9 protein-coding genes are annotated in these 13662 nt (G+C 34.3%); 8 read left to right on the top strand and 1 reads right to left on the bottom strand.

The genetic code is table 11. From position 1 onward, the window contains the following. Positions 1–345 precede the first annotated feature (345 nt). Positions 346–1194, bottom strand: coding sequence for a sulfite exporter TauE/SafE family protein (locus Xbud_RS16135; protein ID WP_244590005.1), 849 nt, complete (start codon positions 1192–1194; stop codon positions 346–348). 962 nt (positions 1195–2156) lie between these two features. Here Xbud_RS16135 and cysD point away from each other — a divergent pair. From cysD to Xbud_RS16095, 8 genes are all read left to right on the top strand, one after another. Beyond that, on the top strand, positions 2157–3086 hold the full coding sequence (cysD, locus tag Xbud_RS16130; protein ID WP_244590004.1) for a sulfate adenylyltransferase subunit CysD: 930 nt from the start codon (positions 2157–2159) through the stop codon (positions 3084–3086). Continuing rightward, positions 3086–5002 (top strand): sulfate adenylyltransferase subunit CysN, encoded by a 1917-nt coding sequence (gene cysN, locus Xbud_RS16125; protein ID WP_211283535.1) that lies wholly within the window; start codon positions 3086–3088, stop codon positions 5000–5002. The genes cysD and cysN overlap by 1 nt, the downstream gene beginning before the upstream one ends. A gap of 101 nt (positions 5003–5103) precedes the next feature. Beyond that, positions 5104–7116: an iron-containing redox enzyme family protein gene (locus Xbud_RS16120; RefSeq protein ID WP_169923092.1), complete on the top strand. Its 2013-nt coding sequence runs from the start codon at positions 5104–5106 to the stop codon at positions 7114–7116. An 8-nt stretch (positions 7117–7124) separates the two neighbouring features. Further along, a complete protein-coding gene (locus Xbud_RS16115; protein ID WP_099137002.1) occupies positions 7125–8969 on the top strand; it encodes a carbamoyltransferase family protein in 1845 nt (614 codons plus the stop codon). A 139-nt stretch (positions 8970–9108) separates the two neighbouring features. After that, complete coding sequence (locus Xbud_RS16110) at positions 9109–10218, top strand: SGNH/GDSL hydrolase family protein (protein ID WP_099137000.1); 1110 nt, start codon at positions 9109–9111, stop codon at positions 10216–10218. A 96-nt stretch (positions 10219–10314) separates the two neighbouring features. Beyond that, positions 10315–11058, top strand: a complete 744-nt coding sequence (locus tag Xbud_RS16105; RefSeq protein WP_099136999.1) for a sulfotransferase-like domain-containing protein — start codon at positions 10315–10317, stop codon at positions 11056–11058. A gap of 46 nt (positions 11059–11104) precedes the next feature. Beyond that, entirely contained in the window at positions 11105–12292 is a 1188-nt protein-coding gene (locus tag Xbud_RS16100) for an MFS transporter (RefSeq protein ID WP_099136997.1), read from the top strand. After that, on the top strand, positions 12289–13560 hold the full coding sequence (locus tag Xbud_RS16095) for an ATP-grasp domain-containing protein (RefSeq protein ID WP_099136995.1): 1272 nt from the start codon (positions 12289–12291) through the stop codon (positions 13558–13560). The genes Xbud_RS16100 and Xbud_RS16095 overlap by 4 nt, the downstream gene beginning before the upstream one ends. Positions 13561–13662: the final 102 nt, after the last annotated feature.

Below are 13662 nucleotides of genomic sequence, written 5' to 3'. Positions count from 1 at the left end.
CACACGTTGGGTATTTTTGCCAATTTTAAACAAGGTAAAAGTCAACGCGACTGGCTTCAACAAGCCAACGTTATAGGATGTTAAAGTCGAGCATCGCGTTAATTATATAAAGAAAATAAGGTAGGATTGCATAATTTTTCTCTATTAGTTTAACTGAATAAGTATTGTGGGTTTGTTGGATGATAGATTATTGCGCTGTCTTATGGTGCCTATTCTTGTGAAAAAGGCTACTCCATATAGAGAATATAACCAGGATACGCATATAACTTCATAATTTTACACTAGGCGAATAAGCTTTTTTCATAGCTATGCAGCCTAAAATTTACTTATTCAACAACGCTAGTATTAAGCTAAAAGTTTATAGGCAGCAGCAATCAATACGAAAGAAAGTAAAAATTGAATTACTCTGGGGGAGCATTTACCTGCAAGGATGCTACCAATTAATACGGCAGGGATAGAGCCAATAAGCAAACTTATTAACATCCAACCATCTACTTTACCAGCAAAGAGGTAACCAATGCCAGCTACTACTGCTAATGGAATAGCATGAACAATATCAGTGGCGACCAAACGATGTGGTGCCATTCGTAGAGGATAAAGAAACAATAGCATTACACTTCCAAGAGCACCAGCCCCTACAGATGTAAGTGCTACGCATATCCCTAAAATTCCCCCAGAGATTACTGTTAAAGCGGGTTGAATTGACTTAAAACATGTAGCCTTTTTAAGGCGGTAATTGAGGGCTATTTGCTTAAGTTTAGGAGCTAATAGTAATCCAATAGCCGTAACCAGTACCAAAAAGCCTATTGCCTCTGTTAACCAATCAACGTTAGATATATAAACATTAAAGTTAATAAGTAACACAACTAACAATGCTATAGGTAAACTACCACACCACAGTCGTTTTACGATCAGCCAATCTACATTCCCAGCAGCTTGGTGTATTCTCGCCCCAACAATCTTAGTGATTGATGCAAACCATAAATCTGTCGCTATTGCAGTAATTGGGGACACACCAAAAAATAGTAATAAAATAGGGGTCATCAATGCACCACCGCCGACCCCTGTCAAACCAATAAATACCCCAGTAAGCGCACCAGCAAATGTATAGGAAAAATCAATCACTTTGGATATATCCTTAATAATAAAGTGATACATTCTAATGTTATAAGCATAATTATTAGAATTAATCATCAAGATAAATAACGGGCTGATAGAAACATTAGGTTTCTATCATAATATATTAAAGAAGTATATTGACTCTCTTTATCATTGATTAACGTTGCGATAAAAATAGTTAATAAAATGAAATTAAACTGATTGTCAGTTAATTATATTTAATTCATAAAGTCAAAAACCATGAAGAGACATTGGCTGTGCAATAAATATACAGCCCGTCATATAATAAATATAAGGTCAACGATTGTAGCAGTCATGGAGTCTAAATATATAATCATCTATTATTATAGAGGTAATTCATTAAAACAATTAATGTTTTTACATTGTGGTCCACGTTAAGTCAACTATTTTTTATTTAAAGTTTCCCAATCATAAATTTTTTCATAATAAATGTGATCAATACTAAATTTTAACATATCCGGCATGTACAGGTTTTTTTATTAACAATATCATCACAAAAAACCATATGAGTTACGATAATGAAACAAGGCAAAGTAAAAGCCCTATATCCTAAGCTAAGTGTTGGCAATAAACCCCTTGAACCAATAAGCTTAGCAAACAGCACGGAAGAGGAAAAACAACAAGCTACATATGTAAATATTGTTCCTCATATACTAAGTATAGAAAAACTACGTGACGAGCAGGGGCAACCACCGACTAGATTGGTACTCGAGTGGGCACTTAATCAATATCAAAATAAACAAGCTAAAATATTATTTATCCAATTGGTCATAATAGCTGATGGCAAAAATTATCTATATGCTAATGACAATAACGATGAAATGTTTTGTGTTTCCATAGATACTATTAATCTGGACTCTATTCGGATGGCATTAGTAATACTCCAAAAGAATATAGGAAAATCCATTGCAGTATTTCCCCATGGAGAGCTTGTACACTATATTCGCAATTTAGAAAAATTGGACAAAATATTATTTTGTACACAAGCATATCACCCTATTGTAGTTCCTCCAGTAATAGTACGAACATCTAATCGGCGCAATGGGTTATGTTCTGCACACCTTAAACGGCTGGAAGCTGAAAGCTGCGATATAATCAGAGAGGCTGTTTCTGAAGCAGAAAATCCAGCAATGCTCTATTCTTTAGGTAAAGATAGTAGTGTAATGCTGCACTTAGTAAGAAAAGCATTCTATCCTTCATTGCCCCCTTTTCCATTGTTACATGTGGATACTCAATGGAAATTTAAAGAAATGTATAAATTCCGCGAGTTAGTTGAGAAAGAGTGTGGAATGAAATTATTAGTTTATATTAATTCAGAAGCCATAGAAAAAGATATAAACCCTTTTGAGCATGGTTCATCTCTCCATACAGACATAACCAAAACAGAAGGTCTAAAAAAAGCACTCAAGCATTACAATTTTGATGTGGTTTTTGGGGGTGCTCGTAGAGATGAAGAAAAATCCAGATCAAAAGAACGGATTTTCTCTTTTCGCACAGCTACTCATCGCTGGGATCCCAAAAACCAACGTCCAGAACTTTGGAACCTATACAATACGCGTAAAAAAGCAGACGAAAGTATTAGGGTTTTTCCATTATCTAATTGGACAGAGTTAGATATATGGCAATATATCTATCAGGAAAATATTCCTGTTATTCCTCTTTACTTTGCGAAAGCACGTCCAGTAGTTAAGCGTGATGAAATGATCATGCTAGTAGATGATGATCGTTGCCATATGCTACCAGAAGATAAAATTGAAATCCTTAAAGTTAGATTCCGAACACTTGGATGTTATCCACTTACAAGCGCAATTGAATCCAACGCAGAAACGGTCGAGGATATTTTGCTCGAGTTGATTAGAGTACGGCAATCTGAGCGGCAAGGTCGTAAGATTGATACCGATAGTTTAAGTTCTATGGAAAAGAAAAAACAGGAAGGATATTTTTAGTGGAACAGATAAACGGATTGTCCAACTCAAATAACCAAAATGTATCCATAGATCATATATCTATTAATAACTGGCTTAAACAACAAGCTAATATGGATTTACTACGCTTAATCACGTGCGGAAGCGTTGATGATGGTAAAAGTACTCTGATAGGTAGACTATTATGGGAATCACAACAAATTTTTGAAGATCAGATGGCTTCTTTAAAAAATGATTCCAAACGATATGGAACGCAAGGGGAGAATATTGACTTTGCATTGCTAGTGGACGGGCTATCCGCAGAACGAGAGCAAGGTATTACGATTGATGTCGCATATCGTTTTTTTTCGACTACCCGCAGAAAATTCATTATAGCCGATACTCCAGGTCATGAACAATATACTAGGAACATGGTGACAGGCGCTTCAACGGCAGATTTAGCAATAATCTTGGTAGATGCCCGCAAGGGAATACTAACACAAACGCGTAGACATGCTTATATCATATCATTGATGAATATTCGACATGTCATCCTCGCTATTAATAAAATGGATTTAGTAGATTTTGACGCTAATATAAGCCAAAATATTACTAATGAATTCAATGGAATGGCCAAAACATTGAATTTTAATAGTGTGATACCAATTCCAATATGTGCGCTTACTGGCGATAATATAAAGGGTCATTCATCTAATACCCCTTGGTACCTTGGTCCGACTCTAATCGAAGCATTAGAAACAGTCGATGTTACCCGTTTAACAAATCGTCGTTTTGTATTCCCAGTACAATGGGTGAACAGACCATTTCCTGATTTCAGAGGCTTTAGCGGCACCGTTGCCAGTGGTCATATATCCGTTGGGGAATCAATACAAATTTCAGCCTCAGGGCAAGTAGCCCATGTAAAACAAATTGTTACTTTTGATAGAGATTTGCCCACAGCTAAAAGTGGAGATGCCGTAACAATAGTATTGGATAAAGAAATAGATGCTTCTCGTGGAGATATAATTACTAATGCAAACAATACATTAAGAATAACTGACCAATTTGAAGCAACATTGATCTGGCTTCAGGAGGAACCTGGTTTTCCAGGTAACAACTATGAAATAAAACTTTCAAAACAATGGGCTAGGGCTTCAATCTCAAATATAAAATATGGTATTAATATAAACACACTCGCCCAAGAACCGCACAAAAAACTGAGTGTCAATGATATTACTGTATGTGATTTTACGCTTAATCGTTCATTAGTTCTAGATTCTTATGACCAATCCAATACTCTAGGTAGTTTTATATTAGTTGACCGATTTACACAATCAACTGTTGCCGCAGGATTAATCCACAATAACTTTCAACAAACACAGAATGTCCATAGTCAAATATTTAACATTCGTAGAGAAAATCGTGAAAAACTAATAGGCCACAAAAGTAAAGTCGTCTGGTTCACTGGTTTGTCTGGTTCAGGTAAATCAACTTTAGCTAATGCATTAGAACAAGAATTACACAAGCTTGGAAAACTTACTTATATCTTAGATGGGGACAATATACGTCAAGGATTGAATAAAGATCTTGACTTCACGATTGTTAATAGAAGTGAGAATATTCGTCGAGTAGCAGAGGTTGCCAAATTAATGATTGATGCCGGTATTATTGTCATCACAGCTTTTATTAGTCCATGTAGGGCAGAGAGAGAAATGGCAAAACAGGTGATAGGTGATGAAAATTTCATTGAAGTATATGTGAATACACCATTAGATATTTGTGAAAAACGAGACCCAAAAGGTCTTTATAAAAAAGCAAGACTCGGCCAGTTAGCTCATATGACGGGTATTGATAGCCCTTATGAGCCTCCGTTAAATTCGGAAGTAACAATTCAGAACATTAATAAAAGTGATGTATATGAAATACGCAAAATTCTTAGACATATTGAGAATCTTTAACACTTATATTAATTTTTAATGCAACAGTTCATTATGTATTTATAATATTTGAATTGCGAAGTTGATTCTATAATTTATGAAATATAATTAAAGGAATGAATATGATTGTAGATTCTTTTTCAAAAATGTATAAGCTACTTAGCGAATCTGAAGATAATGGGTTGAAATCTTTACTTTCAAATAATTTAATACGTGACCTTGGGTTGATTAACACGCAAGGAAACACATTAATAGAAAGCAATAATGATTTTAATGACAACTTATTATCACTCGAAAATAATTTGCATAAAGCAATTTCCATCCCTAAAATGGAAAAAAACGTCAATTGCTCATATATTGATAAATTTGATGTTTTAGATAATTTATCAGCCAGTTATGCCATTAATCGCTCATTTGATGCAAGAGTATCACATCTTGATTCGTCCTGTGACTATTTTATTCTTTTTGAGCTACTTAGAGGTCTAGAAAAAAAATCATTTGAGAATGTAGTTTCTTATAAATTTATTAATGAGGCAATTAGCGATATAACATACTTTGATGATGTTTTTGCTATGCCAGCAATAAGGCTGGCAATATCTAACATTAAATCATCATATCAGAAAGATGCTATAATTATTGCGGATTTGATACTATTATTTTTTGATTCTGTAAAGGAATTTAGAGAGGCTATACTATCTTCTGAAGATGCTCCCTCTGCGGTTATATTTTCTGAAAACGAAGATTCAATTGAAAATAAAATAAAAAATATTATTGCATATAAAATAATAACATTTTTTAAAGAAAGAAAATCTCTTGATTATATCATTAAGGCATTAGACAAGTTAATTAAACTAAAAAAAAGCATAAAGGAAAATTTATTTAAAATAAATCTCAATGATAAAAACTCTTCAATAACAATGGAGAGAATCGTATCAAGTAAAAGCTCAATAGCTTATGGTTATCACAATAACAAAATGATAAATAAATGTCCTTTGGATGAGTTAATGAAAAAAAATCCTCGTGAATTTATTTTTCAACTAAAAAACTCACATTGGTTTAAAGGACATATTATTGAGAAGATGTCTTTTTTTTCTAAACTAACATCTTTCAATGGACCCATGTATAAAGTTTTTACTGAACGTGAGCTATTTTTAATAAGCGAATGGGCTATGAAAAAAAATACATCTGATAGTTTCGATGAGGATATCACAATCAATTCATCCCCTATAGTGAATGTTTTACCCCCAGAAAATAAATATAAGACATCAAAAAATATAAGAAAGTTTTTTCATGATTTGATGACCAGTGATGACCATTATTATCTTGACCAGAAATGCGAAGGTTTTATAATCGATTGGCTTAGTAAAGCGAAAAGAAAAATAAATACAATTCCGTTTAAACATTATGATGATGCATTATTGCATAAATGGTTTTTAAAAAGAGCAAAATTACAAGTAGAAGACTATTCGCAAGGGCGTATAGTTTCAAACAAGTCAAAAGATGAGATTATAGATGAAGCGATTCATTTAGCACCAATGATTTTACTAGATGGTGCTTGGATCAACCATTACAGCCAACATAATCTTATTAATGATGAAATAGGAAAACTTTTATTCCAAATTTATTCAGATGAAATTGGAAATGGATATATAGAAAAAAATCATCCAATCATATATCGTAATTTAATTTCTGAAATGGGAATTGAGTTACCTGATATTGCAACTTTAGAATTTTCTGAATTTGAATATTTTGATGATGATGACTTTTTGGTACCAGTCTTTTGGCTATCAATTTCTCGATTCCCAAAAAAATATCTACCAGAAACCCTAGGGTTAAATTTAGCGATGGAATTATCTGGTGTTGGTGGTGCTTATAACCAAGCCCGTGATGAATTGAAAAAATATGGTTTTAATACTTTATTTGTTGATTTACATAATTCCATTGATAATGCTTCATCAGGGCATTCTGCAGATGCACTAAATGCTATTAAAATTTACATGAGTAAGTATGCAAATAAAAATAATCAAAAGTTAACGCAAATACTTTGGGAAAGAGTATGGACAGGTTTCCTATCATTATCTCCTCCTCAAAATAGTTCTTTATTTTTTTTCATTTCAAATAATTATGAAATTTAGGGTGTAATATGGCTAGCAACCAAGACAAATTTAATATCGGATTATCTTGTTATTATCATGATAGCGTAGTAGCTTTGATGAAAGGTAACGATCTTATTTCTGCATTACAAGAAGAACGTTTTACGAGAATAAAACAGGATAAAAACTTTCCTGAGTTAGCTCTTAAACGCATCCTTGAAGACAATAAGATCAGTCTAAGTAATATTGATAAAATATATTATTACGAGAATCCTGAAAAAAAGTTTAATCGTATTGTCGAGACATATTCATGCTTCGGGTTGAAAGGTTTTTCTTCATTTAATGAAGAAGTCCCACTCTGGTTTACTGAAAAAAGACATGTTAAGAATAAGTTAGAGAGAGAACTCACGAGACTTTATCCAAATGAGGATATTCCAGATATAGAATATACGGATCATCACCATTCACATGCAGCATCTGCATTTTACCCAAGTCCGTTTAAAACAGCGGCTGTGCTTTGCATTGATGGAGTTGGAGAATGGGCAACAACATCAGCTTGGTTGGGTAATGAACAAACACTAAAAAAAATTTGGGAAATTAAATTTCCTCATTCACTAGGACTTCTCTATTCAGCTTTTACTTGGTATTGCGGTTTTAAAGTTGACTCTGGCGAATATAAACTAATGGGGCTAGCTCCTTACGGAAAACCAATTTACGTCGATATTATTAAGAATAATATAATTAAGATAAATAAAGACGGTAGTTTTATATTAAATATGAAATATTTTGACTATGCTGTCGGTAACTGCATGATATCTGATTGTTTTAGTGACTTGTTTGGGCATCCGCCAAGAGCTGCTGAATCAGAACTTAATCAACACTATTTAGATATGGCTGCTTCTATACAAGCAATTACCGAAGAAGTTGTAATAAATATCACTCGTCATCTTAAAAAGACAACTGGAGAAACAAATCTCTGTATGGCAGGTGGAGTTGCACTGAATTGTGTAGCAAATGGAAAAATTGCTAAAGAAAAAATATTTGAAAACATATGGATTCAACCAGCTGCTGGAGATTCTGGAGGTGCGATTGGAGCTTTGTACGCGGGTATGATAAAGAATGAATATATTAACCGGCAACAATATGGTACTGATCAAATGTCAGGTGCTTATCTTGGAACATCCTATAATGATTTATATGTTAAGGAATACTTGGAAAGTGTTAATGCCGTATACCACGAGTATTCATGGGAAAAAGTAATAGATTGTACAGTCAGTAAACTCTTAGATGGTGGTGTTATTGGTTGGTATCAAGATCGTATGGAGTTTGGTCCAAGAGCGCTTGGAAACCGTTCAATTATTGGTGATCCGCGCAATACTTCTATGCAGAGTGTAATGAATCTAAAAATCAAAAATCGCGAATCTTTCCGTCCATTTGCTCCAATTGTTATGGAAGAGCATGCTAGCGAATGGTTTGATATTTACCAAAAAAATGAATATATGCTATTTGTTAGTAATGTTATCAATAATAAACTAATCCCGTACCAAGATGACAACCTTCATGGTATAGATAAATTACGGGTTATACGCTCTCAGATACCTGCTGTGACACATGTAGACAACTCCGCTCGAGTTCAAATATTGTCCAGAAAAAATAATACCAAGTTTCATGACCTTTTGGCTCACTTTCATCTGAAATGTGGCTGTCCTGTATTAATCAATACTTCATTCAATGTACGAGGTGAACCTATTGTTGAATCACCTCATGATGCATATAAATGTTTTATGCGAACGAAAATAGATATGCTGGTTATAGGTAATATTGTTTGTTTCAAATCAGAGCAGCCACCTTTACTCAATGATGAAGATTGGCAAAATACTTATACATTGGACTAAATGATGACACTTTTACTAAGATTTTATTATTTTTTTATTTTATTACCATTGGGATTTTTAAAAAATAAATTTAAAGACCCGATGAACTTAAGGTTCGAGGATAAAAATAGTTACTATCATTTTGAGGCAGGAGAACAGAATGAAAAATAAATTAAGTCATGATGAAGCCGTCAATGAAGTCTATCGTTTAACTCCTCAGATTCGCGACTATGATGAATTTATGTATCTTGGCGTAAGATGGTTACCCTATACGATGTTTTTTCATCAAACAAATTTTAAATCAAAAACTATCAATACAGATAGTTTAGGCTTCCGATATACAAAATATAAGGATGGCTATATCTCGATGGATTCGATTCCATCAGATGTGCCAATCAATATTATTATTGGGGGGTCAACTACCCTAGGAACTGGCGCTACCGCAGATGAGTACACTATCGCCTCTGGGTTATCTAAATTAACTGGAGAACCATGGATAAACTTTGGGGGGAGGGGGTATAACTCAACTCAAGAAGTAATATTATTTTTAATGCACCAACAACGGTTCAACCAAATTAACCACGTTGTTGTATTTAGCGGTATGAACACACTAACGTTGGAAGGGATTCCTGATGAGCTAGCTACTGAACACGGCCGTTATTATTATTCATATGAATACCAATATTATATGAATAAATACAATGATGATTTAAAAAGAAGAGCTAATAGTTACGCTTCAGAACTGGATAATCGTAAGCTAAATCCAATGAAAAAGCTTTACAACAAGATCATGAATGTATCTGATGGTTTCAATCCAGCAGATGTCATAATTACGGATGAAAGTACTGATACTTCACAACGTTTGATTAGGACTGCTACAGTAATTGAACAGACTATGAGTCAATGGAAATCGCTATTAGCTCCGTACAATTCCAAATTGTCCTTTTTTTTACAACCAATGTCTTATTGGTCAAAGACTCAACTAACAGCTATAGAAGAAGAAATTTTTTGTGCTATAGATCAGTGTCCAAATAATTTTTGGAGGCTTTTTTCACGCATCCTAGCTAAAGAAAATCATCCAATTTTAGTTAATGAGTTACGCTCAAGATTGGCTCGATTAAACATTAATTTCTTTGATATGAATATTATCATGGGAGAGTCACCTTTAATCAATGAGAGCATCTATGTCGACCGCGTACACTTCAATGACGAAGGTTATTTAGAGATGGCTCGATTAATCAACAAATATATTGGAGTAAATCATGAGTAAAAAAAGAAAAAATTTTTTTAGTCTTCTTTTTTCTATATTTAGACGCAAAAAAAAGAAACCGAATTCTATTTATCCATTACGTTAACCGGAGTTTTTATGTCGAAAATTATTTTTTTATGGGGACCTGCTCGTTCGTTATCCACTGCAATGTTAAAATCATTCCAGATGCGTGATGATACGACTGGATTGTTTGAGCCATATGCAGATACTTACTATTTCTCCAAAGACCGAATGACAGATATGTATGGAGAGCGTCCGGAACTTTGGGAACAAACAGGTGAAGTAGTAGATCGGAATCTTATGTCTATAGACGCACCAGTGCTTTTTCTGAAAGAAATGGCGTATTTTGGTCTTCCTTATGTTGGTGAGGAAATTTTTAAACGAGCAAAACACACGATTATCATTCGTGAACCTAAAGCATGCTTACGTTCACGCAAAGCTGTACGCAAAAATGAAATAGGTGAATGGGAATTCGGTTTTACAGCGATGGACCAGCTGTGGGAGAGGATTTTTAACGTTGAGGAACCACCTGTAGTGATCGAAGGTGATGCACTCAGGAATGCTCCAGAATACTCACTCCGTAAATATTGTCAGGCAGTAGGTTTAGACTTCCAAGAGTCCCAACTGAGTTGGAATGACGGAAATGTTAGAAAATGGACTCCCGAAGAAGCGGAGGCTCATGCGCGATTCCATAAAACTTTGGAATCTTCTACTGGTTTTATTCCTGAAACCAATATGAAATATGATGATAATTTCCAGTTCAACGACGCAGAGTGGTCAATGGTTAACCGAGCAACTGCGATTTATGAAAAAATCAAGCCTTTTGCTATTAACCTGTAAAATAATTATACCATCGGCATTATGCCGATGGTATTAGGGATTAAAAATGAGAAAAAGCGGGCTAGTAGTAATATTTTGCTTATGTTATTTCGTTGTTAATTTTAATATATCTTTTATTTACCCAATGCTACCTTTCTTGCAGCAACATTTTTCTGCCAGCGAACAGCATATCACGTTGTTATTGGGAGCATTTCCTTTCATTGCCTTCTTTTGCAATCTGTTATACGGTCCTTTTATTGATAAATATGGTAAAAAAAAATTCATTCTCATTGGTGCTACCGGTTGTATCTTATCCTGTATAGGGTCAATATTTTCTACCAATATTCAAGAACTCATAATTTTCCGTATTCTTATAGGTTTTTTCGTACCAATGATGGGGGCTACTATATTCCCCCTGATTATGGAGTTCTATGATGGAGAAAAACGGCTATTTGTAACAGGAATTGTACAAGGTTCTGCATCTCTTGCTCAATTGGTGGCTTTACCTCTAGGAATACTCTCTGGCGACAATATTACTTGGTACTTTCCATTTATATTATTAGTGGTAATGCTCATCATCAGCGTTACATTGATGTTACTATTACTGGGTGTTGAAAAGCCTACTACGACACAACATATTAACCTTAAAAGCTTTCTAGCCAAGTACATATCACTACTTCGTAACCAGCTCGTATTAAATTATCTATTACTGTATGCATTATTTGGTCTGTCGGTGTTTGTTGTATTTGGTATGTATGCTTACTGGCTCAGTTATACTGGAACAGGAAGTAGCTACCAGATCGCTATCCTATTTATGTTTTCTGGTATTACGGGATTAATTGCCTCTACCTTAATTAGTCATGTGAACAAAATTTTTCCCACTACAAGAAGCTTAATTATTTTACTGCTTAGTATAGCGATGATTTCCGTTATATTGATACCAGTCTTCGCTGAATATATAGTCCTTCAAACACTGCTTTTCTCTATTTTCTCTTGGATTAGATCGTCAATTAACCCACTGATTTTTTTTGATATTTATAAGCAGGTTGACGATACGGAACGTAGCACTCTTAATGGGTTAATGAATGCATCCTTCCAGCTTGCAACCGCAATTGGCGGAATGATAAGTACTTTTTGTTTATTTTACACTCCATCTTTCTGGCTTAATTCAGTGGTGTTCTGTGGGTTCACTGTTCTTTGTTTGCTACTGATATTAAAAAATACATATAAAATCACGAATAAGGTAACTCTATGAAACATTTGATTTTTATTGATGCCAATAATGCAGCGATACAAGCTATGGACGAAGCACTACAAAGAGGTTATAAAGTAACTTTTTTTCGACAGAATAATGTCTATTTTTATCAAAATAATGATTACACTCAGTCAGTCCTTAGACGTATTCATACGATCGTCGATATGAAAAACGGTACTGATGTTAGTGAAGTTGAATATCTGCTGAACAGTATTCTTCGGCAAGAGACCATTGATGGTGTGATTGCGCCTAATGAACCGAGCCTTGAAGCCGTTGCCGAGGCTTGTAAACGCTATGATATCCCTTTTTCCAATCCACAAGGGGTTAAAAACGCAAGAAATAAACATAAAGCGAGAGCAACATTAGAAGAGCATCATGTGCCTACGATACGTTCTTGGATAGCTAACACTCTTGATGAAGCTAAGACTATCTTCGAACAAAATAATCCCCCATTTATTTTTAAGCCAGTCAGTGGTTTTGATAGCTTACTTGCTGTGAAAGTTTCCACACAGGAGGAAGTTAGTAAAGCAGCAATGAATATCCTTAATACAAGTGAAAAGATTGCATTACCTTATACAGAAATATTTTCAAGAGGTATTCTCATCGAAGAATTTTTATCCGGAAAATTAATCTCTGCAGAAGTTGGTATATATAAAGATATGTTTTTCCCATTTATGATTAGTGGTCGTTCACAATCAAGATTTAATGAATGCATTGAGCTTGGGTCTTTAATGCCAGCAGACCTTTCAAATGACGAAAAAAATAAATGTTTTACTTATGCAAGAGATGTCTGCCAAGCCCTAGGATTGGATCATGGAATTTACCATATTGAGCTTATGTATACAAAGACAGGACCAATACTAGTCGAAGCTAATCCTAGACTAATGGGCGGGGTAATGCCTGAAATTTATCACCAATCTACTGGCGAATCAATTTATCCTTCATTATTTACAATTGCTACTTGTTCTGATACCCCTATTAAGCTGCCTTCGGCATATAGAGCAGTAACCGTAAGGAAAATAATGCCACTAGAGAATGGCATCATTGCTGATGAGCTTTTTATTGATGATATTAAAAACAATAAGAATCTGGTTAATTTTTACACTGACAAAATAGAGCCTTCTCGGCAAGTATATGAAAATGAAGTGTTAGGTAGAATTATGGTTGCCCATGATGATCTATACAATGCTAATCTTATCGCAGATGAAATCCTTCTCGAACTGGAATGCAGAATAGGGATTAAACTTCACCAGCCACTTTATCGTTAAACGTAGGAGATTACCTACCTGAATAATCACAGGCTTTACTTTATAGTAAAAAGACTGTGATTTCTGTTTCATTTATTTCATAGAAATAAATGAAACAGAAAC

The organism is Xenorhabdus budapestensis (assembly GCF_002632465.1).
Lineage (GTDB): Bacteria > Pseudomonadota > Gammaproteobacteria > Enterobacterales > Enterobacteriaceae > Xenorhabdus > Xenorhabdus budapestensis.
The sequence above is the reverse complement of the archived record's forward strand: the minus strand, read 5'-3'. Positions and strand labels throughout refer to the sequence as shown.